Below are 25,857 nucleotides of genomic sequence, written 5' to 3'. Positions count from 1 at the left end.
AAAGTAAACCTCACTGTTGTACCGAATAGCGATAAACAAAACCAGTGAATAAATTAGACGGAAGATCCTCATTTTTTTGAAGGTGCCAGACTATATCGCCGGAAAAGGCTTATTTCATACGCTGGTAAGTTTTCTTTAATAAGTCGTTAGAAATTTCCAACTATACTAAACAGGCTTTCTGATTCAGGATTTGATGGCTGACGGCGGATACCAGACGTCAATTTCTAACTCATTGATTAAGGAAGTATATTATGTCTATTCGGGAACTGATTAATCCCTCTAACTCGACGCTCATTTTTATTGACCATCAGCCGCAAATGGCATTTGGGGTTGCGAATATTGATCGCCAGACGCTGAAAAATAATACCGTCGCACTGGCGAAAGCAGGCAAAATATTTAATGTGCCGGTCATTTATACTTCAGTCGAAACAAAAAGTTTTAGTGGTTACATCTGGCCTGAGTTACTGGCGGTGCATCCGGATGTGAAACCTATTGAACGTACTTCCATGAACTCCTGGGAAGACGCGGCCCTTGTGAAAGCCGTGGCGGCGACCGGGCGTAAAAAGCTGATTATCTCTGCGCTATGGACTGAAGTGTGCCTGACCTTCCCGGCACTGATGGCGCTGGAAGCCGGTTACGAAGTGTATGTGGTGACGGATACCTCCGGCGGTACCTCTGTTGATGCGCATGAGCGCGCGATCGATCGCATGGTGCAGGCCGGTGCCGTACCGGTGACCTGGCAGCAGGTTCTGCTGGAGTACCAGCGTGACTGGTCGCGCAAAGAGACCTATGACGCGGTGATGGATCTGGTTCGTGAACACAGCGGCGCTTACGGCATGGGCGTGGATTATGCCTACACGATGGTGCATGGCGCACCGGAACGTAAGGCTTGATTCTGAATTAAAAACCAGGGAAATCAATTCATTGATTCTCGGCTGATAACCACAAAGAAGGGAAAACCACCTTTTTCCTTCTTTGTCAGCAGTCTGATGGCGGGGCAACCCGCCATTAACCTTCAGCAAGGAACCCGACATGGCGCAGAATAAACCTGTGACGCTGGTGATTACGCATACTTTGCAGCCCAATCAGGCGGCGCGATATGAACAATGGCTGGGGAAAATTATGCCGGTTGCGGCGGAATTTCCCGGACACCTTGGCGCGAACGTCATTCGCCCGACGGACGGGCACAATCTGTGGAGCATCATCATTCGTTTCGACACGCTCGAGCATCTCTATAACTGGACGCAATCAGATACGCGACGGCTCCTGGTCGAAGAGATCGCTCCGCTGTTGGCGGAAGGCGATAAAACCGAAATCCACACCGAAGCGGCATTCTGGTTTACGCCCCCCGCGCCACACGTCCGTCAACCGCTGCGCTGGAAGCAGTTCCTGATCACTCTGCTGGTTATTTTTCCCAGCACTAATCTGGTGCCGTGGCTGACCGGCATGCTATTGCCGTCGCTGAAGGGAACGCTGTTACTGCATCTGATTAACGATGCCTGTGTGGTTGCGCTGGTGGTCTGGTTGTGGATGCCCATCGTAACCCGTCTGTTTGCCGGCTGGCTAAAAAAAGCCTGATCGGCTTATCAGGAGAACGTTATGTCTCAAACTGCCTCATTGATTCTGACCCACGGAAAAATACATACCCTCGACAGCCATAGCCCGCAGGCGGAAGCCGTGGCGATCAAGGACGGAAAAATTCTCGCCACGGGAACGCACGACCAGGTGATGCGTTTTGCCGCAGACGGTACACAGGTGGTTGATCTGAAAGGTCACACTGTGATTCCGGGGCTTAATGATTCCCACCTGCATCTGATCCGCGGTGGGCTGAATTACAATCTGGAGCTGCGCTGGGAAGGAGTACCCTCGCTGGCCGATGCGCTGCGTATGCTGAAAGAACAGGCCGATCGAACCCCGTCGCCACAGTGGGTTCGCGTGGTGGGCGGCTGGAGTGAATTTCAGTTTGCCGAACGCCGGATGCCGACGCTGGAAGAGCTTAACGACGCCGCGCCGGATACTCCCGTTTTCGTGCTGCATCTGTACGATCGTGCACTGTTAAACCGCGCGGCGCTGAAAGCCGTGGGATACACCAAAGCGACACCCGATCCGGCAGGCGGCGAGATCGTCCGTGATGGTAACGGTAACCCTACCGGGATGCTTATCGCCAAACCTAACGCCATGATTCTTTACTCGACGTTGGCGAAAGGGCCAAAACTGCCGCTGGAGATGCAGGTGAACTCCACCCGCCAGTTTATGCGTGAACTGAACCGTCTCGGACTGACCAGCGCCATCGACGCTGGTGGCGGTTTTCAGAACTACCCGGAAGATTACGAGATCATTGAGCAACTGCATGCCAACAATCAGATGACGGTGCGCATTGCCTATAACCTGTTTACGCAGCGACCGAAGCAGGAACTGGAAGACTTTGAGCGCTGGACCGATATGCTCAAGCCGGGCCAGGGGACCGATTTCTACCGTGCGAATGGAGCCGGGGAGATGCTGGTCTTCTCCGCAGCGGATTTCGAAGACTTCCTGCAACCGCGCCCGGATTTACCGCAAGGCATGGAGGATGAACTGGAGCGCGTGGTGCGCCACCTGGTGGAGCACCGCTGGCCGTTCCGTCTGCATGCCACTTACGATGAATCGATCAGCCGGATGCTGGATGTGTTCGAGAAAGTGAACCGTGATATTCCGTTCAATGGCCTGCACTGGTTCTTCGACCACGCCGAGACTATCAGCGAGCGCAATATCGATCGCGTGAAAGCGCTGGGCGGCGGCATTGCGGTACAGCATCGTATGGCCTTCCAGGGCGAATACTTTATCGACCGCTACGGGAAAGAAGCGGTGAAACAGACGCCGCCAGTGGCGAAAATGCTGGCCGCCGAGGTGCCGGTGGGGCTCGGAACGGATGCTACCCGCGTCGCCAGCTATAACCCATGGACGGCGCTGTACTGGCTGGTTTCCGGACGCACGGTCGGCGGTACGGCGATGTATGACGACAACAACCGTTTACCGCGCGACGTGGCGCTGGAACTGTGGACGGCAGGGAGCGCGTGGTTTTCCAGCGAGCAAGGCAAAAAAGGGCGCATTGTCAAAGATCAACTGGCCGACCTGGTAGTGCTGTCAAAAGACTACTTCAGCGTCACGGAAGAGGAGATCAAAGGTATTGAGTCGGTGATGACGATTGTCGATGGCAAAGTGGTGTATGCCGCCGGACAGTTTACTCCGCTCGCGCCGCCAGCGATCCCGGTCGTCCCGGACTGGTCTCCGGTGGTGAACGTGCCGGGGCACTATCGCGCGGCGCCGCCAGCCGCCGCGAAAGCAGGCGCCGTGGTGCAGATTCACCAGTGCTGCGGGAGCTGCGGCGTACACGGTCACCAGCATGATATTGCCCGCCAGTCGGGGATCCCGGTGTCTGACGATCGGGCCTTCTGGGGCGCGCTCGGCTGTTCGTGCTTCGCATTTTAACGCGCCAGCCGGATGTGTCGTTAACGGCATATCCGGCATTTTCACCTTCAGAGATAGCGCGAATGCAACAATTTGTGTCAATCTTAGTCGATCCCGTACAGTGAAGGTGAATACATGGACGACCTTTTAATCCTCGGCTGCATCATTCTGTTCTTCGCACTGGTCGTGGTGCCTGTTCTGGCGATTGTCGCCATCAGCCGAAGTTCAACGACGCGTGATGAGCTTGCCCGCTTACGCCGTCGGGTGGAGGAGCTTGAACAACGTGGCGTTGTTGCCCCTGCGATGACACCGACGGCAGCGGCACCGGTTCAGCCTGCGGAGACGGTTATGGAGAGCGACCCAGCTCCGATTCCGGTGGCGGCACCTGAACCTGAACCTGAACCCAAACCGGCTCACGTCAACCCCTGGCGCTCGCATACGCCGCAGAACACGGCAAGCGCCGAGAAAATCGTCGAAAGAGACGTCCCTGTTGCCGCCGCGCAACCCTCCGCCTTTGGCGGTGTGATGTCATCGCTGGTGCGCTGGTTTATGCAGGGCAATCCGCTGGCTAAGCTGGGGATCCTGCTTCTCTTCCTCGGTCTCTCTTTCCTGTTGCGCTATACGGTCGAGCACTCCCTGTTTCCGCTTGAACTGCGTCTGGTTGCGGCGGCGCTGTTTGCGATTGTCCTGCTGGCGATAGGCTGGCGTCTGCGGCATAAACAGCCGATCTATGCCCTCATTTTGCAGGGTGGCGCGACAGGTGCGCTCTATCTTACCGTCTTTGGCGCGTTTCGCCTCTGGCAAATGCTGCCGATGACGCTGGCCTTTGTGCTGCTGGTGGTTATCTGCGCAGCGAGCGTAGGACTGGCGATTCTGCAAAAAGCGCTCAGTCTGGCGATGCTGGCAAGCCTCGGTGGCTATCTTGCCCCACTGCTGCTTTCGACGGGAAGCGGTAACTATGTCGCGCTGTTCTCTTTCTATTTGCTGCTTTCGGTCGGCATTCTGGCGATCAGCGCCTGGCAACACTGGCGCGAGCTTAATTTGCTCGGCCTGCTTTTTACCTTTGGCGTTGGCGGCCTCTGGGGGCTGGATGACTATCAGCCAGCGTATTACCTGAACTGCCAATTGTTCCTGATAGCCAACATTCTGCTTTTTGGCGTGCTGAGCGTGGCGCTCTCGTTACGGGCGCAAGAGAAAGGCAGGCAGATTATTGATGGCGTTTTGTTGTTTGCGCCGCCGCTGATCGGTTTTGGCATGCAGTACGCCATTATCCGCCACTGGGAATATGGTCCGGCGCTCAGCGCGTTGGGCTACGGCGGTTTTTATCTGGTGCTGGCCTGGCTGGCATTACGTCGCTACCCGTCACAGGGCCGACCGCTGGTGCTGGCGGCACTGGCGCTGGGCGGCGCGTTTACCACGCTGGCGATCCCGCTGGCGCTGTCGGCGCAGTGGACGGCCATGGCCTGGGCGCTGGAAGGGGTGGGGATCCTGTGGCTGGGAGTACAACAGCAGCAGCGACGCATGAGTTACAGCGGTACCGCACTGCTGGTGCTGGCGCTCGGCAGCGCGCTGTGGGCGCAGGCGAACGACACCACTGCGCTTTCGCTGATGCTGATCTTTGCCGTTCTTAGCGTTTGCTGGCTGGCAGGGGCGTGGCTGTGGCGCAAGATTCATCTGCGCGGCAGCATGGGACTGCTGGCGGGCGGGGTGATATTCTGGATTGTGGCGCTCGCGGGCGCGGCGCAGTGGCAGTTGACCTCCGATTCGCAGGTGATGGCGGGCGTGCTGGCGCTGATGGCCGTGTCGGTCTGGGGCTGGCGATTTGCCGCCGCACGCCTGACGTGGCAGGCGCTGGATGCCTGCAAATGGTTGCTATGGCCGATGATGCTGGTGGCGCTGCTGTTTCAGATTTCTCAGCAGCAGATTTTTGCCGCAGGCTGGCAGAATCTGGCCTGGTGTCTGGCATTGCCGGCGGCGGTGGCGTTGCTCTGGCGTGATGCTGAGGCGTTGCCGCCGCGTCTTTCCAGGCTGGCGCATCTCTCATTCTTCTGGATGATTCTGTTGGCGCTGGCGGCGGAACTGTTCTGGTTTGCCCGCGACCTGCCGTGGGGCATGGCGGCCTGGGGCAGCGGTGTGGCAATGGCGGCAGGCGGTGCGCTGATTTTCCTCGTCGCAATGGCCGTTCGTCGTCAGTTCTGGCCGTTTCGGGTCTGGCCCGCGCTGTATGCCTGTCAGGCGCTGATTCCCGTCGCGGCGGCATTGGTCGGGCTGTTAGTGCTGACCAATTTGCAGGACGGCGTAGTCTACCGTCAGACCTGGCTACCGCTGCTCAATCCGCTGGAAGAAGGGGCGGCTTTTGCATTACTGGGATTGATCGTGTTTTATCGCGCCTGCCTGCGCTTTTTCCCGGTGCAGGTGTCGGTATGTCGTCCGTGGCCAGTGGTTGCCCTGGCCGCACTTGGCTTCTGGTGGCTGAACGGTATGCTGTTGCGCGCGTTGGCCTGGTATGGCGACGTGGCGTGGAACATGGAAGCGCTGTGGCATTCTCGGCTGATTCAGACCTGTTTTGCGCTGTTCTGGATGCTGGCGGCGCTGGTGGTGATGCTGCGCGCGACTCGCTATCGTTCACGCCGGGAATGGCTGTGCGGGGCGGCATTATTAGGGATTGTGATTGTGAAACTGATGTTGGTGGACAGCGCGCGTGGCGGCGGCCTGGCGCGTGCGGTTGCGTTTATCGGTGTGGCTATACTGGTGCTCATTGTCGGGTATTTTTCACCGTTACCGCCCAAAGCTGGAGAAGAAAAATGAAATGGATGAAAGCGGTATTATGTAGTGTGCTACTGGGCGTGGCAGGAACCGCCATCGGCAGTGATGACGTGAAGGAGTCACCGAGGGATTACGCGACGGGCGTTATGCTGGAAACGCTCGGCACATCGCCGTGGTATCGCGTGTCGCTCCCGCAGGCGGTGTACATGGGGACCGCCTGGCCAGATTTGCGCGACGTCCGCGTTTTTAATCATGCGGGGGAGACGGTGCCGTTTACGCTGGTGGCGCAGAAAACCCAACCCGTTACGCCGCAAACGGTCACGCTGAGACTCTTCCCGCTGGATATGTCGCCCGTCCCGCCGCGTGAGGAGGGGAGACGTAGCGGGGAATCTTTTGTCTTACGCTCGAAGACCGGCATTGAAATTCATCTGGAAAGTGATGACGTTAAAACGGTTGGACAGAGCTATTTACTGATGCTGCCGGAGGAGATGAAAGACGACTTTTTCCTGGAGCAACTGCGTCTGAACTGGGAGACCCCGACGGGCAACTGGCAGGGGAAAGCGTCGGTCTATGCCAGTCGTGATTTACGCTACTGGCGGTCCGTACAGGAAGAGGCGCCGCTGCTGGCGCTGACGCGTGATAACGATCGGCTGAAAATGGATACCATCAGCGCCAGTCTGAGACTTTCTGCCGATGGGAATCGTTATCTGCTGGTGATCCTCGATTCGCAAAGCCTGGCGCTGACGTTAAACAGCGTGACCGCCATTGCCGAAAACAGCGCGCCGGAATCCGCACGAATCGAGATCGGCGCGCAAGAGGAGAAGGTGTCTGATGACGAAGCGATCTGGCGCTGGACACAGCCGCAGCCGCTGACTTCGCTCAGCATCGTTCTGGATGATGAAGGCGTTTTACCGGTAGAGCTGGCGTGGCGTAGCGCTGAAAAAGCGCCCTGGCAGCCACTGACGAAAACCGTGCTTTATCGCCTGAACGGCAAGCGTTCTGAGGATATTCGTCTTTCCGGTGGGCTGGTTGACGCCGTTCGGATGACGACCATCAACGCTCGCCTGCCGGAGAGACTGCCTGCGCTGAGCGGCGCGCGCGACAGCTATCAACTGGTATTTAATACCCAGGGGAAAGGGCCTTACATGCTGGCCTGGGGCAACCGGGCGGCGCAAAAAGCGGATATCGGTCTTGATCTGTTGATTCCAGTGTCGCTACGTAAAACACAGGAGCTGGACTCTCTGCCACGGGCCACGCCGCAGAATGAGGTCGCCCTCGGTGGCGAGGCGCGATTAACGGCAACATCAGCCGCTGAGCAACAAAGCCAGTGGAAAACGGTGCTGGTGTGGGCGGCGCTGATACTGGGTGTTGCCATTCTGGCGCTAATGGCCTGGCGTATCTGGCGGGAAGTCAAAAAGGATGGGACGCAGTAAGCGATAAAAAGGCTCGCCGTCAGCACGATATCGCCCGCCCCGGCGTTGACCGGCGGCGGGTTTTCCCTGAGATGGCATCACACGATGAGGCCAAACGTTTCTAATAGCGGTTTTGCGAGCCAAACAGTTCGATGCGCCGCGCAATCATCTCGCGTACCGGTTTTAGCCCCTGATTGATCACTTTCCGCGGGTCATTGACGTCGTGACCGGTATCGGCAGCAAATATCGCTTTCACTTCCTGGCACCAGGCGTACATGTTTTCGGTATTGACGTTAATTTTTGCCGTCCCGCAGGCAATGGCTTTACGCATGTCATCGTCTGCAATACCGGTGCCGCCGTGCAATACCAGGGGGACTTTCACCAACTCGGAAATGGTTTTCATCTCCGTAAACCCTAGTTTAGCTTTGCCTTTATACAGTCCATGGGTTGAACCCAGCGCTGCCGCCAGGCAATCGACCTGGGTTTCTTTGACCAGGGTATAGCACTCTTGTGGGTCCGCGTAGATAACCTCGGAATTGACAATACCATCTTCACTGCCGGCGATGGTGCCCAGCTCAGCCTCAACCGAAATGCCTTTGCTGTGGGCCAGTTCAACCAGATGACGGGTAATGGCCAGGTTCTCGTTAAACGGCAGGTGCGAACCATCAAACATAATAGAACTGAATCCGGCGTCGATAGCCGCTTCGCAGGCTTCACGGGTGGTCCCATGATCCAGGTGCAGTGCGACCGGAATATCAATGTTTAAATAATCCATCGCATTCACCACGATGTCATGAATACATTTTAATCCCAGCATATGTTTAACTGTACCGCCGGAAACGCCTAAAATAACCGGAGAGCGTAGCTGTTGTCCGGTGCTTAATACCGCACCGACCCATTCCAGATTATTGATATTGAATTGTCCTACGGCATAACCGTCCCGTAGGGCATGCCGAAGCATGTCCTTCATAGAAACTAACATAATCACCTCTTGATATTCATTAAAAGCAATTACTCGCCAAAATATTGCTTTAAGTTTCTTTCGTAGCTATTTAACGAGTTGTGGACAACGGCAAGGTCCGGCATAGATTCGCGGACACCTTTTTTCTCTATGGAAATGGCGGCAGTCAGGCTGGCAAATAAAATGATATTATCAATATGCCATGAGTAATGAACGCCGTAAGTAAAGGCGCCGTGGAATACATCTCCTGCGCCGGTGGTATCAACGGCATTGCACAGCCAGGCAGGCACAATTTGCAGCATACCATTTTTTAATAGCGCGCAGCCTTTTTCCCCAAGGGTAATAAAGGCTTCCCCACGGCAAATTTTATTTAACTCAATTAACGCTGCTTTAATTTCCGCCTCGGTACTCAGGGCACGATATCCCATATAGTCACGGGCAAAATGCTCGCTGACCACAAAATAATCGGTCCAGGCCGCTAGTTTAATATTACTGTCACGTAATGAACCGCCGTCCATGACCACCCGTGCCGATGGCAGTTTCTTAATTAAATATTCACTGATTTCGGCTTCATGACCATCAATTAATAGCGTTACGGGCTCGTCTGACGCAATCAACCGTTCAGCCAAATCATCAAGCTTGAGCTTCTGGTCATAAGTCAGCGAAGGTGGCGTTTGCATTTTACGGGTAATTATCGTCCGCGACCCCGTTAAGCGGTTTACCAGCACCGATGCCAGCGGTGTGATCATTTCATCAGAGAACACGACCTGACTGGTATCGACACCCGCTTGGGCAAACTCATCAATAATACGCTGACCGTAAAGGTCCTGGTTCAGATGGCCAATGTAATAAACATCTTCACCCCATAATCCCAGTAACCACGCCGCATTTGCTGCCGGGCCGCCGCCACTTTCAATAAAGTCATGGCAGAAATTTTTGGTATTTTCCTGCGGCCATTCGTTCAAAAAGAAAAACTGATCAAAACATGAAAACCCGATGGACAAGATAGCCATAACAACTCCTGATTATTTTGTCAGCTGCGGGAAGACATCCCTTCCCGCAGGGAAAAATGAAACGGCTTATTCATTTTTCTTATCCGCAGTGAGCTCCTCATAGCTGAGCGTGTCACCGACTACGCGAACCGAACGGAAGCAGAATGGCACCAGCAGCGCGACGATAAGCGCCAGACAAATCAGATAGATAGTGATCTGACCAAACTGGGTGAAGGCGTTACCGATAATAATTCCCCACACTGCGAAATCGAAGTCAGCGAAGGTGCTGTTTTCAAAGCCCAGGTTCCCCAATGCCGGAAGCAGCATGGCTGGCAGGAAAGCAAGGAATATGCCGCCGATAAAGGAGGCGATGATGCAGCCGCGTTTACCGCCAAGCTTGTCGGCGAATACCCCGGAAGTCCCGCCACAGAAGAAGTGCGGTACCATGCCCGGAATAATCAGCGCCATTCCCAGTCCGCCCAACATGAGCATACCGACCAGACCGCCAAGAAATGAGCTGATAAAGCCTACGACGACTGCCGTTGGGCTGAAGGTGAAGAAGACCGCGCAGTCAACAGCAGGGATCGAGTCAGGAATCAGCTTCTGGCTAATCCCCTGGAATGCCGGAACCAGATCGCCGAGGATCAGCCGCACGCCGTTGTAGACGATGGCGACGCCAACCGCAAACTGCAGACCGGTAAGAATAGAGAAGATCAACATGTTCTGATCCGTTATCGTACGGAGATATTCAGTGCCAGCGACGGCGCTGCATACAAAGGCGATAATCCCCATCAGGAATGCGGGTTGGCTAAATATTTCTGATAAGAAACTAAGAATAGCCTGCATGATCGTTCCCTCAATAATGATTAAGAGTGAGTTGCAGCAATTTTGGTAAGTGCTTCGGTAATATCTTCAGCAATTTTCGCTTTATGCACGTAGCTGCGAATAATGGCGACGTTACAATGCGCAGGAAACTGGTTTGCCAGCTCTTTAATCGTGACATAAAGATCGGCTTTTTCTCCTACGGCATTAGCGAAATCAACGGAAGCAACGTCGGCTTTGATGCCTAATTCATCACATATTTTTTTGACATTATTCGCAGCCATTAATGAACTGCCAATACCGTTACCACAAACCGTTCTGATAACTAACATAATGACTACTCCATTTGTTTTTGGATGAAATGTAATACTGAATGAATGTCATTTTCCTGCTGAAGAAAGGTCACGATATCGGACTCAATCAATGAGGCGATCAGCTGGATCATTTTGATATGGCTATCGGCATCCGCGCCTGCAATGGCGATGATGACGTTAACCGGATCAAATTCCTCATGGCCAAAGGCAATTGGTTGTTGACTGGTGACTAAAGAAAATCCGGTCAGCAATGCGCCTTTTTCTGGCCGGGCATGGGGCATCGCCAGGCCATAGTCGATAACAATAGCGGAGCCGAAATCCCGGTAGACCTTAACCATTTCACTGACATATTCCGGGCGACAAATATTTTGTCGGACCAGTAACGAGCCAGCCAGTTCGATAGCCTGCTCGGGGCTGGAAATATTCTGCTTAAGCGTAATCAGTCCAGGGTTAAAAATAATGTCCATCATCCGATCCTTAATGCGTTCATATTCCTGAACATGATCATGGCCAAATATAGCAACAAAAATTATGGGCCAGATCACATATGGATTTTTAAATGTTGAAGCCGATCACATCAGGGGAATGTTGGCGTTATTTTGTCGACAAGCGTTTTATTTTTTATTTTGTTTTATATCAATGCGTTAGAGTTTACCTTTTTGGCGTGGAATAAATAGAAAGGAAAGATAAGCAGTCAAATGTCTGAATTTAAAATGAAGAAATGCGATTTTTATCACAAATAATGGGGCGTTTTTTTCACAAAGTTTGAACGAGTTAGCAAAAATCAGACTCGAGGGCGATCCTACTCATTGATGACATCAATATTTGTATGGCGATGCGTTAAAAAGGTGTTGCGTGATGGTAGGGCCAGGCGGTCAGAAACAAAAAAGGCTCGCCGTAGCGAGCCTTTTCGTGAATTCATGCCGATTACAGGCTGGAGACGTTTTCGGTCAGGTATTTTGCAACGCCGTCCGGAGAGGCGTTCATACCTTCTTTGCCTTTTTCCCACTGTGCCGGGCAAACTTCACCGTGCTCTTCGTGGAACTGCAGCGCGTCAACCATACGCAGCATTTCGTCGATGTTACGACCCAGCGGCAGGTCGTTAACCACCTGGTGGCGAACCACGCCATTTGCGTCGATCAGGAAAGAACCACGCAGCGCAACGCCCGCTTCCGGATGTTCGATGCCATAGGCTTTCTGGATTTCACGCTTAACGTCAGCAACCATTGCGTATTTCACTGCACCGATGCCGCCTTTGTCGACAGGGGTGTTACGCCATGCGTTGTGGACGAATTCAGAGTCAAAAGAAACGCCAACCACTTCAACGCCGCGCTTCTGGAATTCTTCATAACGTTTGTCGAACGCGATCAGTTCAGACGGGCAAACGAAGGTGAAATCCATTGGCCAGAAGAACAGAACGGTCGTTTTGCCGTTGGTGTGCTGTTTGAAATTGAAGTTCTCAACAATCTCACCGCTACCGAGTACCGCAGCTGCTGTGAAATCCGGAGCCTGACGAGTCACCAGTACCATATTATTCTCCTGCAAAGTTAAGGGTTTTTGGAACGCAACGCGGGCCAGTATAGAAGGTGAAGGCGAATAAGACAAAGAGGCACTGGCAATCGTTCAGTGAGCTTTTACCTATCAATATTCTCAGGGGATCCGGTAAGCGAAAGCGCCACCGGGCAAATCGTCGGGAGGCGGCTTTGCCTTATCCGGTCGACTGAACTTCGGGTATCAGAGCGTTTTCTGCCTGGCTTGTTCCATCATGCGTGGATAAAACCGCCAGAAGCGCGCTTCCAGGGCATCATAATGGTTGTCCAGGTCATACCAGGAATCGCGAAGCGCATCCAGACGTGGTCGGCGACTCGCCATTCCGTTCAACACATTCTGAATAAAATCCATATCGCGATAACGCTCCAGCCACTTTTCCGACCACAGATAGTTGTTCAGATTGACAAAACGCGGCGGCGAATCGGGCAGAATAACCGACACCTGCTGATGGGCATAGCGCACGAACGCCGGTAGAGGCATGTCCGGGGACAGCTGTGACCAGTGGAGCGACAGGAAATGATCCCACATCACGTCGAGCGTGATCGGCGCAACACGGCGCGTTTCTGGGCGAAACCACGTTTTGGCCTCCGTTACCTCGGGCAGGTTATCGGTTAGCACATCGATGCGGCGATGCATAAAAATACCGTCGACAACCTCCGGGCAATAGTCCTCTGCGGGGTTGCCGCGCACAAAATCGGCCAGCAAATTGCCGGAAAGAGAGCTGTCAGCGAGATGAGCGAGATGCAGATGAGCGAGAAAATTCATGCGTTTTATTTTTCCAGAAGCGGCTAGTTGTTGCAGCAAGAGGGTGTGAGCACTAGACTATGCCGCCTGTTTTTAAGTCACGAGTATACGTCATGCGCGTCGCCGATTTCTCCTTTGAACTACCTGAATCCCTGATTGCTCACTATCCCATGCCTGAGCGCAGCAGTTGTCGCTTACTGTCACTGGATGGGCCAACGGGCGAGCTGACGCACGGCACGTTCACCGATTTGCTCGACAAGCTCAACCCAGGCGATCTGCTGGTGTTTAATAATACCCGCGTGATCCCGGCGCGTCTGTTTGGCCGTAAAGCTAGCGGCGGTAAGATTGAAGTGCTGGTCGAACGTATGCTCGATGATAAACGTATTCTGGCACATATTCGCGCTTCTAAGGCGCCGAAACCGGGTACGGAGCTGCTGCTGGGCGATGATGAGAGCATCAAAGCGACCATGACCGCGCGCCACGACGCGCTGTTCGAGGTGGAGTTTGATGACGCGCGCACGGTGCTCGATATCCTGAACGCCATCGGCCATATGCCGCTGCCGCCGTACATTGAGCGCCCGGACGAAGACGCCGATCGCGAGCTTTACCAGACGGTATACAGCGAAAAGCCCGGTGCCGTTGCCGCGCCGACCGCGGGGCTGCATTTTGACGAACCGCTGCTGGAAAAACTGCGCGAGAAAGGTGTCGAGATGGCGTTTGTAACGCTGCACGTCGGCGCGGGGACATTCCAGCCGGTGCGTGTGGACACCATTGAAGATCACATCATGCACTCCGAATATGCGGAAGTGCCGCAAGAGGTGGTGGACGCGGTGCTGGCGGCGAAAACGCGCGGCAATCGGGTGATTGCGGTTGGCACGACCTCAGTGCGTTCTCTGGAGAGCGCGGCGCAGGCGGCGAAGAACGCGCTCATTGAACCGTTCTTTGGTGACACACAAATCTTCATCTATCCAAGTTATCAATACAAAGTGATTGATGCGCTGGTGACTAACTTCCATCTGCCTGAATCGACATTGATTATGCTGGTCTCGGCATTTGCCGGTTATCAGCACACGATGAATGCATACAAGGCTGCGGTAGAACAACATTATCGCTTTTTTAGCTACGGGGACGCGATGTTTATCACGTACAATCCGCAGGCTATTTCTGAGCGCGTCGGGGAGTAAATCCGCGGCGCAGGTTGACACGTTGGACTGTTTTTCTGACGTACTGGAGAAAAAATGAAATTCGAACTGGATACCACCGACGGACGCGCCCGCCGTGGCCGCCTGGTGTTTGATCGTGGCGTTGTGGAAACGCCTGCTTTTATGCCGGTGGGGACCTACGGCACTGTTAAAGGCATGACGCCGGAAGAAGTTGAAGCCACTGGCGCGCAGATTATCCTTGGTAATACCTTCCATCTCTGGCTGCGTCCAGGCCAGGAGATCATGAAGCTGCATGGCGACCTGCATGATTTCATGCAGTGGAAAGGACCGATTCTGACGGACTCCGGCGGTTTCCAGGTTTTCAGCCTGGGCGATATCCGTAAGATCACCGAACAGGGCGTACACTTCCGCAATCCGATCAACGGCGATCCGATTTTCCTTGATCCAGAAAAGTCGATGGAGATTCAGTACGATCTCGGTTCCGATATTGTCATGATTTTTGACGAATGCACGCCGTACCCGGCGGACTGGGACTATGCTAAACGATCGATGGAGATGTCACTGCGTTGGGCGAAGCGTAGCCGCGACCGTTTTGATGGTCTGGGCAACAAAAATGCGCTTTTTGGCATCATCCAGGGCAGTGTTTACGAAGATTTACGTGATATCTCTGTGAAAGGTCTGGTAGAGATTGGCTTTGATGGCTACGCTGTCGGCGGTCTGGCTGTGGGTGAGCCGAAGGAAGATATGCATCGCATCCTTGAGCATGTTTGCCCGCAAATTCCGGCAGATAAACCGCGGTACCTGATGGGTGTCGGTAAACCTGAAGATCTGGTTGAAGGCGTGCGTCGTGGTATCGATATGTTTGACTGCGTGATGCCAACCCGCAATGCGCGTAATGGTCACCTGTTCGTGACCGATGGCGTGGTGAAAATTCGCAATGCGAAGCATAAGAGCGATACCAGCCCACTCGATGCTGAGTGTGATTGCTACACCTGTCGCAATTATTCACGTGCCTACTTGCATCATCTTGATCGTTGCAACGAAATATTGGGCGCGCGACTCAATACGATTCATAACCTGCGTTACTACCAGCGTTTGATGGCGGGTTTACGCAAGGCTATTGAAGAGGGTAAATTAGAGAGCTTCGTGACCGATTTTTACCAACGTCAGGGTCGACCGGTTCCACCTTTGAACGTTGATTAATTTTAATAATGAGGGAATTTGAATGAGCTTTTTTATTTCTGATGCGGTAGCGGCAACAGGTGCTCCGGCGCAGGGCAGCCCGATGTCTCTGATTCTGATGCTGGTGGTGTTTGGTCTGATTTTCTATTTCATGATCCTGCGTCCACAGCAGAAGCGCACTAAAGAGCATAAAAACCTGATGGCCTCCATCGCGAAAGGTGATGAAGTCCTGACTAACGGTGGCCTGGTAGGCCGAGTGACCAAAGTTGCAGAATCTGGTTACATCGCTATCGCACTGAACGATACCACTGAAGTGGTTATCAAACGTGATTTCGTAGCTGCCGTTCTGCCGAAAGGCACCATGAAGGCGCTGTAATAGTAACTTTTCCCTAAGGGAACTGCCGTGTTAAACCGTTATCCTTTGTGGAAGTACATCATGCTGATCGTCGTCATTGTCGTCGGCCTGCTGTATGCGCTTCCCAACCTGTATGGTGAGGATCCGGCCGTTCAAATCACTGGCGCGCGCGGTGTCGCCGCCAGTGAGCAAACGCTGATCCAGGTCCAGAATACGTTACAAAAAGAAAAAATTACCGCTAAGTCTGTGGCACTGGAAGAGGGCGCGATTCTTGCGCGCTTCGACACCACCGACACCCAACTGCGTGCACGTGAAGCGCTGGTGGACGTGCTGGGTGATAAATACGTCGTGGCGCTTAACCTTGCTCCGGCAACTCCGCGCTGGTTGGCGGCCATCAAAGCAGAACCGATGAAACTCGGTCTTGACCTGCGCGGCGGCGTTCACTTCCTGATGGAAGTGGATATGGATACCGCGCTGGGTAAACTGCAGGAACAAAATATCGATAGCCTGCGCAGCGATCTGCGTACAGAAGGCATCCCGTATACTACCGTTCGTAAAGAAGACAATTACGGCCTGAGCATCAACTTCCGTGATGCTGACGCACGTGATAAAGCGATTGCTTATCTCAGCAAGCGTCACCCGGATTTGGTTATCTCAAGTCAGGGCAGCAATGCGCTGCGCGCGGTGATGACCGATGCACGTCTGAGCGAAGCGCGTGAATACGCGGTACAACAGAACATCAATATCCTGCGTAACCGTGTGAACCAGTTGGGCGTCGCCGAACCGGTGGTACAGCGCCAGGGCGCGGATCGTATCGTGGTCGAGCTGCCGGGTATTCAGGACACGGCGCGTGCGAAAGAGATTCTTGGCGCGACAGCGACGCTGGAATTCCGTCTGGTCAACACCAACGTTGATCAGTCTGCGGCGGCATCCGGGCGTGTTCCAGGTGATTCCGAAGTGAAACAGACGCGTGAAGGTCAGCCGGTTGTGCTGTACAAACGCGTTATCCTGACCGGTGACCATATCACTGACTCCACTTCAAGCCAGGACGAATACAACCAACCGCAGGTAAACATCTCGCTGGATAGCGCAGGTGGCAACATCATGTCTAACTTCACCAAGGACAATATCGGTAAACCGATGGCGACCCTGTTTGTGGAGTACAAAGACAGCGGTAAAAAAGACGCTAACGGTCGCGCGGTGCTGGTGAAACAGGAAGAGGTGATTAACATCGCCAACATCCAGTCTCGTCTGGGTAACAGCTTCCGTATTACCGGGATCAACAACCCGAACGAAGCGCGTCAGCTTTCTCTGCTGCTGCGTGCCGGTGCGCTGATTGCGCCGATTCAGATTGTTGAAGAGCGGACCATCGGTCCAACGCTGGGGATGCAGAACATCAAGCAGGGTCTGGAAGCGTGTCTGGCCGGTCTGGCGGTGTCCATCCTGTTCATGATTCTGTTCTACAAGAAATTTGGTCTGATTGCGACCAGCGCGTTGATTGCTAACCTGGTACTGATTGTTGGCATTATGTCGCTGCTGCCGGGGGCAACGCTGAGTATGCCGGGGATTGCGGGGATCGTCTTAACCCTTGCCGTCGCCGTCGATGCGAACGTCCTGATCAACGAACGTATCAAAGAAGAGTTGAGTAACGGACGTTCGGTGCAGCAGGCGATCAACGAAGGGTATGCGGGCGCCTTCAGTTCCATCTTTGATGCGAACATTACGACGCTGATTAAGGTCATTATCCTGTACGCTGTCGGCACCGGGGCAATTAAAGGGTTCGCGATTACTACCGGTATCGGTGTGGCGACGTCGATGTTTACCGCGATCGTCGGTACGCGTGCCATCGTAAACCTGTTGTATGGCGGCAAGCGCGTTAAAAAGCTGTCAATCTGAGGAGTGCGAAGTGGCACAGGAATATACTGTTGAACAATTGAACCACGGCCGTAAAGTCTGGGACTTTATGCGCTGGGACTACTGGGCTTTCGGCATCTCAGGCCTGTTGCTGGTATTGGCCATCATCGTGATGGGCGTGCGCGGCTTTAACTGGGGTCTCGATTTCACCGGTGGTACGGTGATTGAAATCACGCTGGAAAAACCGGCTGAGATGGACGTGATGCGCGACGCGCTGGAAAAAGCGGGCTTTGTTGATCCGCTTTTACAGAACTTCGGCAGCAGTCACGACATCATGGTCCGTATGCCGCCGACCGAAGGGGCCAACGGCGGCCAGGTGCTGGGCAGCAAAGTGTTGAGTGTGATTAATGAATCCACCAACCAGAACGCAGCGGTGAAGCGTATTGAATTCGTCGGACCGAGCGTAGGTGCCGATCTGGCGCAAACCGGTGCGATGGCGCTGCTGGCAGCGCTGATCTCCATCCTGGTTTACGTTGGTATCCGTTTCGAATGGCGACTGGCGGCGGGCGTGGTTATCGCGCTGGCGCACGACGTCATCATTACGCTGGGGATCCTGTCGTTATTCCATATCGAGATCGACCTGACTATCGTGGCATCGCTGATGTCCGTTATCGGTTACTCGCTTAACGACAGTATCGTGGTCTCTGACCGTATTCGTGAAAACTTCCGCAAAATTCGTCGCGGGACGCCTTACGAAATCTTTAACGTGTCACTGACCCAGACGCTGCACCGTACGTTGATTACCTCCGGTACGACGTTAATGGTTATCCTGATGCTGTTCCTGTTTGGTGGTCCGGTGCTGGAAGGCTTCTCGCTGACTATGCTTATCGGGGTGTCCATCGGTACGGCATCGTCCATTTACGTGGCATCGGCGCTGGCGTTGAAACTTGGTATGAAGCGCGAGCATATGCTGCAACAGAAAGTCGAGAAAGAAGGGGCGGATCAGCCGTCAATTCTGCCGTAACCCGATTTTCAGTTCACGCTCAGAAATCCCGGTCATTCGATCGGGATTTTTCTTTTCTTCCTTTCTCTTGTCCTGCAATCACTCCTGACACTATGCTGTCAGGAGCCCTGTTTTATCCTCTTCCTGAACTTACCCACACAGGCAGGAGGAACGATGAAAAGCATTATTAACTGGTTTGAAATTCCCGTAACGGATATGGAACGCGCGATTGCGTTTTATGAGCCGGTCATGGGGCTGTCGCTGCGTCGTGAAAAAATGGATTTTGCCGATCTGGCGGTTTTCCCGTATGACGATCCGGCCACCGGTGGGGCGTTGGCGAAGTTTGATGGCATCGCGCCTTCATTACAGGGCGCCATTATTTATCTGCATACGGACGATCTCGTCGCCACACTGGATCGCGTCGCCAGTGCCGGTGGCAACTGCGTTTTTGGTCCGCTCGATCTCGGTAAAGAGATTGGTACCATCGCGCTGTTTACTGACAGCGAAGGCAATCGTGTGGGTTTACATCAACCGGCTTAATCACAGAGAGCAACTATGACCCGTCGCGCTGACCGTTTATTTCAGATAGTCCAGATCCTGCGTGGCAGGCGGCTGACAACGGCAGCGCTGCTGGCGGAGCGGCTTGAGGTGTCAGAGCGGACGATCTATCGTGATATCCGTGACCTTTCGCTCTCCGGCGTGCCGGTCGAAGGGGAGGCGGGAAGCGGCTATCGGCTGATGGCGGGGTTTGATCTCCCGCCGCTGATGCTAACGCACCGGGAATCGGAAGCGCTGATTGCCGCCATTCGTCTGCTGCACACCTGGGGCGGTGATCTGCTCTCCAGAGAACTGGAGTCGGCGCAGGAAAAGGTGCTGGCGATATTACCGGAAGAAAGCCGACGTAAAGCCGAGCAGGCACGTATTTTCGCGCCGGATTTTGGCAGGCAACAGCATTCACGTAGCGCGTTCGATATGATCCACCGGGCGGTGAGCACGCAACAGGTGCTGGCGTTACATTATCGTGATGAGGCGGGGCAGCTCACCTGGCGGGATGTGCAGCCGTTAGGCATTTTTTTCCAGGGAGAGTTCTGGCTGCTGGTAGCCTGGTGCGAACGGCGCGAGGACTATCGCTGTTTTCGTGTCGATCGCTGTTTAAGCATCACGCCGCTCGACAGGCGATTTAGCGAGTGCGCCGATCGATCGCTGAGTGATTTTTTACGTAAGATCCGCGACGAAACGCACGCATAAAAAAGCCAGCGCTCTGGCTGGCTTTTGCAGGAAAGGAATGTTATCAGAAGTTGTAGCCGACAACCAGATAGCCACCCCAGCCGGTAGATTTCACGTTGAAGTTACCTTTGCCGAAGTTCAGCTCTGCGTCGTCGTTCCACTGACCCCCGTTGTGCCAGTAACGCGCTACGACCGAATAGTGCCAGTGGTCGTAGTTCAGCGCCAGAATATGGCTGGAGGCGATGGAGTCGTTGGTACGCGCTTTGTTGCCGTTCAGATCGGAGAAGTCGTTGTCGCCCAGATCGGAACCCCAGTCAAAGTTGGTGAAACCGATATAGCTCAGGTTACCGCCCCACAGTTCGGTAATCGGAACAAAGTATTTCACTTTGAAACGGTAGCCGTCCCACTCGTTTTCGTTAGCGGCGCCATAGTTCTGCCACTGATATTTCGCATATACGTTCAGAGACAAACTCATCGGCAGGCCAGTATCAATATCGGTACCCAGACCCATGTACCAGGTGCTCTGACGGCCATCTTTGTTACGACCCATGTCGTAGATGTAGTTATTGGCGAAGTACCACTCTTTAAACGGACCGAAGCTCAGGTCAGTGCCAGTCAGTTTGTCGATGGAGAAACGCGGTTCGATTTCCATAAACAGCGGAGAACCGTGGTTCCAGATCCCTTTCGCGTCGGTGTTACCACCGAAGAAAACCGGCGCATCCATGTAGCCATAGAAGTCAAACCAGTCTTTCTTCGCGAAAGCTTCATATTCCAGATAGGTATCGTTACGGAGCTGCGGTCCGAAACGGGTGTGATAGCTACCGACGACGTTGACGCTCTGGTGCCACCAGTCTGAAAGATACTGCGGTTTGTCATTTTCCGCAGCATTTGCGGTGAATGTCGAGGAGAGCGCGAGCACGGCACCGGCTGCAAGTAATGTTTTTTTCATATTGTATGCCACTGTTTGAAATCCCTGACGGGAGTGAAAAAGGCGCAAATAGCGTTTCTGAATAATTCATGTTTCTGGGAGCCTATTATAGAAATCATTGCTCACAAAAATATGTCTTGTTTCACAGTTCTATCATTCACGTAATCGATTGCGTTCACGTTTGCGTATTTTAGCGCGGCGATTGTACTGACTTTCATGCTGATTGCCAACGTTGACAAAAACTGACGTGGATGTCAGTGGAGTCACAAAAAGAGGCGGAGGGATGTTGCGGAACGCACAAAACGTTCCGCAAGGAGGTTTATTGCGTAACAGGCTGGATGTCGTGGATACGCACAAATCCTAACTGGTCGGGGGTGAGGTTATTCAGTTGCAGCGGGATGTCCACATCGCTCGGTGCCAGCACGCTGGCCGGGGCATTGATCAACTGATTCTGCACATTCACTTCCTGATAATTGTCAGTAGTTCCCTGAATTTGCCCATATTCAACGGTGCCGCTAAAGGCCGGCAGCGGATCGTTGGATTCCCCCTGAATGCGCAGCGTCACCCGGGTGCCAGCGGCATTCGGCGCAATGTTGATAAGCGACATGCGCAGTGTGCCTATCTGACTGTTCAGCCGTGCGGGCGTATTGGAGCCCGGTAGCAGGTAAACACCACGGGTGGATTTAACGTTCAGACTGTTTTGCTGAGTAATCTTCACGGTTTCCTGATTAAGCTGATTCATCTCTTTATTCAGCGTTGAAACGCTTTGATGCATCTGGCGCACTTCGCTTTGTTGCGCGCAGGCGCTCAGACTAAAGAGACTTCCCACCAGGAGAATTCTTAGGTAACGTCTTGTCATCTCTCTTATTTCCTGAATAGTCGCGATACCATAATGGTAGTTCGTAATATGATCAAAGACATCGATCCATTGTCTCAAAAGCGTTGCGCCTTTGTTGTCACGTCAGTTCAGGTTAAAATAGATTTCTGTTAACCACCTGGTCAGGACGCCGTATGCATTGCCCATTCTGTTTCGCCGTAGACACTAAGGTAATTGACTCTCGTCTTGTGGGCGAGGGCTCTTCTGTACGCCGCCGTCGGCAGTGTCTGGTTTGTAATGAACGTTTCACTACCTTTGAAGTGGCAGAACTGGTAATGCCACGCGTTGTGAAAAGCAACGACGTGCGCGAACCGTTTAATGAAGAAAAGCTGCGCAGTGGAATGCAACGCGCGCTGGAAAAGCGTCCGGTGAGTTCCGATGACGTCGAAATGGCGTTGAATCATATTAAGTCGCAACTGCGCGCCACCGGCGAACGTGAAGTCCCCAGTAAGATGATTGGCAATCTGGTGATGGAACAATTGAAAAAACTCGATAAAGTCGCCTATATCCGCTTTGCCTCGGTTTACCGCAGCTTCGAAGATATTAAAGAATTTGGCGAAGAGATCGCTCGCCTACAGGATTAAGCCATGCAGGATGAGTTATACATGGCGCGAGCGCTGAAGCTGGCGCAGCGCGGGCGGTTTACCACCCATCCCAACCCTAACGTCGGCTGCGTGATCGTCAATAACGGCGAGATTGTCGGTGAAGGTTTTCACCATCGCGCGGGCGAACCGCATGCGGAAGTGCATGCCTTGCGCATGGCGGGCGAAAAGGCCAAAGGGGCCACTGCGTACGTCACGCTTGAGCCCTGTAGTCATCATGGCCGCACTCCGCCGTGCTGCGACGCGCTGATCGCCGCGGGCGTTTCTCGCGTGGTGGCGGCGATGCAGGACCCGAATCCACAAGTGGCGGGACGCGGATTATACCGTTTGCAGCAGGCGGGCATTGACGTCAGCCACGGGCTGATGATGAGTGAAGTCGAAGCGTTAAATAAAGGTTTTCTCAAACGGATGCGCACCGGGTTTCCGTATGTGCAACTGAAACTCGGCGCTTCGCTGGACGGCCGTACAGCGATGGCCAGCGGCGAAAGTCAGTGGATTACCTCTCCCGAGGCGCGACGTGATGTTCAGCGTCTACGCGCGCAAAGCCATGCCATTTTAACCAGCAGCGCGACGGTGCTGGCGGACGATCCGCAGCTCACCGTGCGCTGGTCAGAACTCGGCGAGGCGACACAAGCTCTTTATCCGCAGGATGCCGTGCGTCAGCCGGTGCGAATTGTGATAGACAGTCAGAACCGCGTAGCACCGGAGCACCGCCTGGTACAGCAGCCAGGAGAAACCTGGATTGCGCGCACCAAAGAAGACGCACGCGTCTGGCCCGATTCGGTTCGCACGATTTTGGTGCCGGAGCATAACGGGCATCTGGATCTGGTGGTGCTGATGATGTTGCTCGGCAAACAGCAAATTAACAGTCTGTGGGTGGAGGCCGGGCCGACGCTCGCCGGTGCGCTCTTGCAGGCCGGAGTGGTTGACGAGCTTATCGTCTATCTTGCGCCTAAACTGTTAGGCAGTGACGCCAGGGGATTATGTGTACTGCCAGGGCTTGAGAAACTGGCTGACGCCCCCCATTTCAAATTCAATGAGATACGCCAGGTGGGCCCGGACGTTTGCCTGCATTTAACCCCTGCGTGAGGCTTTCGAATTATCGAATTATTGGAAGCAGCGCACAGAATATTATGATAAAATCCGCCCCCCTTACGGGGCCATATCGAACCCGAAGGAAGAATATGAACATTATTGAAGCTAACGTTGCTACTCCGGACGCTCGCGTCGCCATCACCATTGCGCGTTTCAACAACTTTATCAATGACAGCCTGCTGGAAGGTGCGATTGACGCCCTGAAACGTATTGGTCAGGTCAAAGATGAAAACATTACCGTCGTTTGGGTTCCGGGTGCCTACGAACTGCCGCTGGCAGCAGGCGCGCTGGCGAAAACCGGTAAATATGACGCGGTGATTGCACTGGGTACGGTTATTCGTGGCGGCACAGCTCACTTCGAATATGTCGCTGGCGGTGCAAGCAACGGCCTGGCGCATGTCGCTCAGGACAGCGAAATTCCGGTCGCCTTTGGCGTCCTGACCACCGAAAGCATTGAACAAGCTATCGAACGTGCTGGCACCAAAGCTGGCAACAAGGGTGCGGAAGCTGCACTGACCGCGCTTGAAATGATTAATGTATTGAAAGCCATCAAGGCCTGATTTTTGTAAGGGGAAATCCGTGAAACCTGCTGCTCGTCGCCGCGCTCGTGAGTGTGCCGTTCAGGCGCTCTACTCCTGGCAGTTGTCCCAGAACGACATCGCTGATGTTGAATACCAGTTCCTGGCAGAACAGGACGTGAAAGATGTTGACGTCATGTACTTCCGTGAACTGCTGTCCGGGGTGGCGACTAACAGCGCGTACCTGGATGGCCTGATGAAGCCTTACCTGTCTCGTCTGCTGGAAGAGCTGGGTCAGGTGGAAAAAGCCGTACTGCGTATTGCGCTGTTCGAGCTGTCTAAACGCAGTGATGTGCCATATAAAGTGGCCATCAACGAAGCGATCGAACTGGCAAAAACGTTCGGCGCGGAAGACAGCCACAAGTTCGTCAATGGCGTTCTGGATAAAGCAGCGCCTGCGATTCGCCCCAACAAAAAGTAATCTCCAGGCCGTCAGTGAAGTGGAAGCGATTCCTCTCCCCTGGCGGCTTTTTCTTTTTTTCTGCTGAGGCATAACGTATGGCATGCGGCGAATTTTCCCTGATTGCCCGTTATTTTGACCGTGTCAGAAGCTCTCGTCTTGACGTCGAAACCGGTATTGGTGACGACTGTGCACTTCTGAACATCCCTGATAAACAGACGCTGGCAATCAGCACCGATACGCTGGTGGCAGGCAACCACTTCCTGACCGACATTGATCCTGCCGATCTGGCGTACAAAGCGCTGGCGGTGAATTTAAGCGATCTGGCGGCAATGGGGGCCGATCCGGCGTGGCTGACGCTGGCGATCACCCTGCCTGAGGTGGACGAACGCTGGCTGGAAACCTTCAGCGACAGTCTGTTTGATCTTCTGAATTATTACGATATGCAACTGATTGGCGGCGACACCACGCGGGGGCCGCTGTCGATGACATTGGGTATCCACGGCTTTGTTCCTGCCGGGCGCGCACTGAAACGCTCTGGGGCGAAACCGGGTGACTGGATTTACGTGACCGGCACGCCGGGCGATAGCGCCGCAGGTCTGGCGATTTTGCAGAACCGTTTGCAGGTTGCCGATGAGGGTGACCGCGAATATCTGCTCAAACGTCACCTGCGTCCGACGCCGCGTATTTTGCAGGGCCAGGCGCTGCGCGATCTGGCCAGTTCAGCGATTGATCTCTCTGACGGACTGATTTCCGATCTTGGGCATATTGTTAAAGCCAGCGCCTGTGGCGCGCGCGTCGATCTCGATGCGTTGCCGTGGTCAGGCGCGATGACGCGTCACGTCGAGCCCGAACAGGCGCTGCGCTGGGCGTTGTCCGGTGGTGAAGACTATGAGTTATGCTTTACGGTACCGGAACTGAACCGCGGCGCGCTGGAGGTGGCTATGGGACAGCTTGGCGTTGCCTTTACCTGCATTGGGCAGATGAGCGCGGATGTGGAAGGGATTCATTTCATGCGTGACGGAACGTCTGTCACTTTTGACTGGAAAGGATATGACCATTTTGCCACGCCATAAAGATGTCGCCAAAAGCCGCCTGAATCTGCTTAACCCGTGGCATTTACTGGCGACCGGGTTTGGTAGCGGCCTCAGTCCGATTGTTCCAGGTACGATGGGATCGCTGGCGGCGATTCCCTTCTGGTATCTGATGACCTTTCTGCCGTGGCAACTCTATTCACTGGTGGTGATGCTGGGCATCTGTATCGGCGTCTATCTTTGCCATCAGACGGCAAAAGATATGGGCGTGCACGATCACGGCAGTATCGTCTGGGATGAATTCATCGGAATGTGGATCACGCTGATGGCGCTGCCGACCCTCGACTGGCGGTGGGTCGCCGCCGGGTTTGTGATTTTCCGTATTCTGGATATGTGGAAGCCGTGGCCGATCCGTTGGTTCGATCGCAATGTACATGGCGGGATGGGGATCATGGTGGACGATATTGTCGCCGGAGTGATTTCCGCGGGGATCCTCTATTTCATCGGACATCACTGGCCGATCGGGATTATTTGACGGGTGATGCCGGTG

Annotated in this window: 27 protein-coding genes; 18 read left to right on the top strand and 9 right to left on the bottom strand. The window is 54.0% G+C overall.

Annotation, left to right across the window (positions count from 1 at the left end; genetic code table 11):
- The first annotated feature begins 251 nt into the window (after positions 1-251).
- The 5 genes from JTI98_RS20730 (at position 252) to JTI98_RS20710 (ending at position 7,646) form a co-directional block, all read left to right on the top strand.
- Positions 252-893: a hydrolase gene (locus JTI98_RS20730; protein WP_044328603.1), complete on the top strand. Its 642-nt coding sequence runs from the start codon at positions 252-254 to the stop codon at positions 891-893.
- 139 nt (positions 894-1,032) lie between these two features.
- Complete coding sequence (locus JTI98_RS20725) at positions 1,033-1,578, top strand: antibiotic biosynthesis monooxygenase (RefSeq protein WP_043001615.1); 546 nt, start codon at positions 1,033-1,035, stop codon at positions 1,576-1,578.
- Between the two features lie 21 nt (positions 1,579-1,599).
- Positions 1,600-3,468 carry an amidohydrolase gene (locus JTI98_RS20720; RefSeq protein ID WP_044328604.1) on the top strand — a complete coding sequence of 623 codons (1,869 nt, stop codon included), beginning with the start codon at positions 1,600-1,602 and terminating at the stop codon, positions 3,466-3,468.
- Positions 3,469-3,582: 114 nt separating this feature from the next.
- A complete protein-coding gene (locus JTI98_RS20715) occupies positions 3,583-6,255 on the top strand; it encodes a DUF2339 domain-containing protein (RefSeq protein WP_216081752.1) in 2,673 nt (890 codons plus the stop codon).
- Positions 6,252-7,646: a DUF3999 domain-containing protein gene (locus JTI98_RS20710; RefSeq protein WP_058587711.1), complete on the top strand. Its 1,395-nt coding sequence runs from the start codon at positions 6,252-6,254 to the stop codon at positions 7,644-7,646. Before JTI98_RS20715 ends, JTI98_RS20710 begins: the two co-directional genes overlap by 4 nt.
- A gap of 100 nt (positions 7,647-7,746) precedes the next feature.
- Here the strand turns inward: JTI98_RS20710 and fba are convergent, their stop codons facing one another.
- The 7 genes from fba to acpH all read right to left on the bottom strand — a co-directional run bounded on the left by fba (position 7,747) and on the right by acpH (position 13,030).
- Entirely contained in the window at positions 7,747-8,607 is an 861-nt protein-coding gene (gene fba / locus JTI98_RS20705) for a class II fructose-1,6-bisphosphate aldolase (RefSeq protein ID WP_044327308.1), read from the bottom strand.
- 29 nt (positions 8,608-8,636) lie between these two features.
- Positions 8,637-9,599: a carbohydrate kinase family protein gene (locus tag JTI98_RS20700; protein ID WP_043001610.1), complete on the bottom strand. Its 963-nt coding sequence runs from the start codon at positions 9,597-9,599 to the stop codon at positions 8,637-8,639.
- Positions 9,600-9,665: 66 nt separating this feature from the next.
- On the bottom strand, positions 9,666-10,415 hold the full coding sequence (locus JTI98_RS20695; protein WP_256436464.1) for a PTS transporter subunit IIC: 750 nt from the start codon (positions 10,413-10,415) through the stop codon (positions 9,666-9,668).
- A 29-nt stretch (positions 10,416-10,444) separates the two neighbouring features.
- Positions 10,445-10,732 (bottom strand): PTS sugar transporter subunit IIB, encoded by a 288-nt coding sequence (locus tag JTI98_RS20690; protein WP_004099415.1) that lies wholly within the window; start codon positions 10,730-10,732, stop codon positions 10,445-10,447.
- A 5-nt stretch (positions 10,733-10,737) separates the two neighbouring features.
- Positions 10,738-11,181, bottom strand: a complete 444-nt coding sequence (locus JTI98_RS20685; protein ID WP_044268241.1) for a PTS sugar transporter subunit IIA — start codon at positions 11,179-11,181, stop codon at positions 10,738-10,740.
- Positions 11,182-11,641: 460 nt separating this feature from the next.
- A complete protein-coding gene (locus tag JTI98_RS20680) occupies positions 11,642-12,244 on the bottom strand; it encodes a peroxiredoxin (RefSeq protein ID WP_043001608.1) in 603 nt (200 codons plus the stop codon).
- A gap of 204 nt (positions 12,245-12,448) precedes the next feature.
- Positions 12,449-13,030: an ACP phosphodiesterase gene (gene acpH, locus JTI98_RS20675; RefSeq protein ID WP_216081751.1), complete on the bottom strand. Its 582-nt coding sequence runs from the start codon at positions 13,028-13,030 to the stop codon at positions 12,449-12,451.
- A 92-nt stretch (positions 13,031-13,122) separates the two neighbouring features.
- Here acpH and queA point away from each other — a divergent pair, with 92 nt between their 5' ends.
- The 7 genes from queA to JTI98_RS20640 all read left to right on the top strand — a co-directional run bounded on the left by queA (position 13,123) and on the right by JTI98_RS20640 (position 19,814).
- On the top strand, positions 13,123-14,193 hold the full coding sequence (gene queA / locus JTI98_RS20670) for a tRNA preQ1(34) S-adenosylmethionine ribosyltransferase-isomerase QueA (RefSeq protein ID WP_216081750.1): 1,071 nt from the start codon (positions 13,123-13,125) through the stop codon (positions 14,191-14,193).
- Between the two features lie 54 nt (positions 14,194-14,247).
- Entirely contained in the window at positions 14,248-15,375 is a 1,128-nt protein-coding gene (gene tgt, locus JTI98_RS20665; RefSeq protein WP_012133574.1) for a tRNA guanosine(34) transglycosylase Tgt, read from the top strand.
- Between the two features lie 22 nt (positions 15,376-15,397).
- Positions 15,398-15,730, top strand: a complete 333-nt coding sequence (gene yajC / locus JTI98_RS20660; protein WP_042324569.1) for a preprotein translocase subunit YajC — start codon at positions 15,398-15,400, stop codon at positions 15,728-15,730.
- Between the two features lie 27 nt (positions 15,731-15,757).
- Positions 15,758-17,605 carry a protein translocase subunit SecD gene (gene secD, locus JTI98_RS20655; RefSeq protein ID WP_071888433.1) on the top strand — a complete coding sequence of 616 codons (1,848 nt, stop codon included), beginning with the start codon at positions 15,758-15,760 and terminating at the stop codon, positions 17,603-17,605.
- A 10-nt stretch (positions 17,606-17,615) separates the two neighbouring features.
- Complete coding sequence (gene secF / locus JTI98_RS20650) at positions 17,616-18,587, top strand: protein translocase subunit SecF (RefSeq protein WP_043001604.1); 972 nt, start codon at positions 17,616-17,618, stop codon at positions 18,585-18,587.
- A 153-nt stretch (positions 18,588-18,740) separates the two neighbouring features.
- Positions 18,741-19,106, top strand: coding sequence for a VOC family protein (locus JTI98_RS20645; protein ID WP_044327304.1), 366 nt, complete (start codon positions 18,741-18,743; stop codon positions 19,104-19,106).
- A 15-nt stretch (positions 19,107-19,121) separates the two neighbouring features.
- On the top strand, positions 19,122-19,814 hold the full coding sequence (locus JTI98_RS20640; RefSeq protein WP_043001602.1) for a YafY family protein: 693 nt from the start codon (positions 19,122-19,124) through the stop codon (positions 19,812-19,814).
- Between the two features lie 43 nt (positions 19,815-19,857).
- Here the strand turns inward: JTI98_RS20640 and JTI98_RS20635 are convergent, their stop codons facing one another.
- Both JTI98_RS20635 and JTI98_RS20630 read right to left on the bottom strand, forming a co-directional pair.
- The gene (locus JTI98_RS20635) at positions 19,858-20,742 is read right to left on the bottom strand and encodes a nucleoside-specific channel-forming protein Tsx (protein WP_044258980.1); all 885 of its coding nucleotides are present in this window, start codon (positions 20,740-20,742) and stop codon (positions 19,858-19,860) included.
- 298 nt (positions 20,743-21,040) lie between these two features.
- The gene (locus JTI98_RS20630; RefSeq protein ID WP_043001600.1) at positions 21,041-21,580 is read right to left on the bottom strand and encodes a DUF3251 domain-containing protein; all 540 of its coding nucleotides are present in this window, start codon (positions 21,578-21,580) and stop codon (positions 21,041-21,043) included.
- A 152-nt stretch (positions 21,581-21,732) separates the two neighbouring features.
- On the opposite strand from JTI98_RS20630, the gene nrdR reads away from it, so the two are divergent.
- The 6 genes from nrdR (at position 21,733) to pgpA (ending at position 25,842) form a co-directional block, all read left to right on the top strand.
- A complete protein-coding gene (gene nrdR, locus JTI98_RS20625) occupies positions 21,733-22,182 on the top strand; it encodes a transcriptional regulator NrdR (protein ID WP_042324561.1) in 450 nt (149 codons plus the stop codon).
- 3 nt (positions 22,183-22,185) lie between these two features.
- Positions 22,186-23,289: a bifunctional diaminohydroxyphosphoribosylaminopyrimidine deaminase/5-amino-6-(5-phosphoribosylamino)uracil reductase RibD gene (gene ribD / locus JTI98_RS20620; RefSeq protein ID WP_044327302.1), complete on the top strand. Its 1,104-nt coding sequence runs from the start codon at positions 22,186-22,188 to the stop codon at positions 23,287-23,289.
- 95 nt (positions 23,290-23,384) lie between these two features.
- Positions 23,385-23,855 (top strand): 6,7-dimethyl-8-ribityllumazine synthase, encoded by a 471-nt coding sequence (ribE, locus tag JTI98_RS20615; protein ID WP_001021161.1) that lies wholly within the window; start codon positions 23,385-23,387, stop codon positions 23,853-23,855.
- A gap of 19 nt (positions 23,856-23,874) precedes the next feature.
- On the top strand, positions 23,875-24,294 hold the full coding sequence (gene nusB, locus JTI98_RS20610) for a transcription antitermination factor NusB (RefSeq protein WP_042285962.1): 420 nt from the start codon (positions 23,875-23,877) through the stop codon (positions 24,292-24,294).
- Positions 24,295-24,371: 77 nt separating this feature from the next.
- Complete coding sequence (gene thiL / locus JTI98_RS20605; protein WP_043001598.1) at positions 24,372-25,349, top strand: thiamine-phosphate kinase; 978 nt, start codon at positions 24,372-24,374, stop codon at positions 25,347-25,349.
- Complete coding sequence (pgpA, locus tag JTI98_RS20600) at positions 25,327-25,842, top strand: phosphatidylglycerophosphatase A (RefSeq protein WP_043001597.1); 516 nt, start codon at positions 25,327-25,329, stop codon at positions 25,840-25,842. The genes thiL and pgpA overlap by 23 nt, the downstream gene beginning before the upstream one ends.
- Positions 25,843-25,857: the final 15 nt, after the last annotated feature.

Source organism: Citrobacter sp. MGH 55 (assembly GCF_016906145.1).
Taxonomy (GTDB): Bacteria; Pseudomonadota; Gammaproteobacteria; order Enterobacterales; family Enterobacteriaceae; genus Citrobacter_A; species Citrobacter_A amalonaticus.
The sequence above is the reverse complement of the archived record's forward strand: the minus strand, read 5'-3'. Positions and strand labels throughout refer to the sequence as shown.

Coding starts and splice junctions, on each gene's coding strand:
- JTI98_RS20685 (WP_044268241.1), bottom strand. CDS start 11,181: ATGGACATTATTTTTAACCCTGGACTGATTACGCTTAAGCAGAATATT.
- JTI98_RS20680 (WP_043001608.1), bottom strand. CDS start 12,244: ATGGTACTGGTGACTCGTCAGGCTCCGGATTTCACAGCAGCTGCGGTA.
- acpH (WP_216081751.1), bottom strand. CDS start 13,030: ATGAATTTTCTCGCTCATCTGCATCTCGCTCATCTCGCTGACAGCTCT.
- ribD (WP_044327302.1), top strand. CDS start 22,186: ATGCAGGATGAGTTATACATGGCGCGAGCGCTGAAGCTGGCGCAGCGC.
- JTI98_RS20630 (WP_043001600.1), bottom strand. CDS start 21,580: ATGACAAGACGTTACCTAAGAATTCTCCTGGTGGGAAGTCTCTTTAGT.
- JTI98_RS20700 (WP_043001610.1), bottom strand. CDS start 9,599: ATGGCTATCTTGTCCATCGGGTTTTCATGTTTTGATCAGTTTTTCTTT.
- JTI98_RS20725 (WP_043001615.1), top strand. CDS start 1,033: ATGGCGCAGAATAAACCTGTGACGCTGGTGATTACGCATACTTTGCAG.
- JTI98_RS20710 (WP_058587711.1), top strand. CDS start 6,252: ATGAAATGGATGAAAGCGGTATTATGTAGTGTGCTACTGGGCGTGGCA.
- ribE (WP_001021161.1), top strand. CDS start 23,385: ATGAACATTATTGAAGCTAACGTTGCTACTCCGGACGCTCGCGTCGCC.
- JTI98_RS20645 (WP_044327304.1), top strand. CDS start 18,741: ATGAAAAGCATTATTAACTGGTTTGAAATTCCCGTAACGGATATGGAA.
- JTI98_RS20690 (WP_004099415.1), bottom strand. CDS start 10,732: ATGTTAGTTATCAGAACGGTTTGTGGTAACGGTATTGGCAGTTCATTA.
- tgt (WP_012133574.1), top strand. CDS start 14,248: ATGAAATTCGAACTGGATACCACCGACGGACGCGCCCGCCGTGGCCGC.
- JTI98_RS20715 (WP_216081752.1), top strand. CDS start 3,583: ATGGACGACCTTTTAATCCTCGGCTGCATCATTCTGTTCTTCGCACTG.
- nrdR (WP_042324561.1), top strand. CDS start 21,733: ATGCATTGCCCATTCTGTTTCGCCGTAGACACTAAGGTAATTGACTCT.
- JTI98_RS20640 (WP_043001602.1), top strand. CDS start 19,122: ATGACCCGTCGCGCTGACCGTTTATTTCAGATAGTCCAGATCCTGCGT.
- JTI98_RS20730 (WP_044328603.1), top strand. CDS start 252: ATGTCTATTCGGGAACTGATTAATCCCTCTAACTCGACGCTCATTTTT.
- fba (WP_044327308.1), bottom strand. CDS start 8,607: ATGTTAGTTTCTATGAAGGACATGCTTCGGCATGCCCTACGGGACGGT.
- pgpA (WP_043001597.1), top strand. CDS start 25,327: ATGACCATTTTGCCACGCCATAAAGATGTCGCCAAAAGCCGCCTGAAT.
- yajC (WP_042324569.1), top strand. CDS start 15,398: ATGAGCTTTTTTATTTCTGATGCGGTAGCGGCAACAGGTGCTCCGGCG.
- JTI98_RS20720 (WP_044328604.1), top strand. CDS start 1,600: ATGTCTCAAACTGCCTCATTGATTCTGACCCACGGAAAAATACATACC.
- JTI98_RS20635 (WP_044258980.1), bottom strand. CDS start 20,742: ATGAAAAAAACATTACTTGCAGCCGGTGCCGTGCTCGCGCTCTCCTCG.
- thiL (WP_043001598.1), top strand. CDS start 24,372: ATGGCATGCGGCGAATTTTCCCTGATTGCCCGTTATTTTGACCGTGTC.
- queA (WP_216081750.1), top strand. CDS start 13,123: ATGCGCGTCGCCGATTTCTCCTTTGAACTACCTGAATCCCTGATTGCT.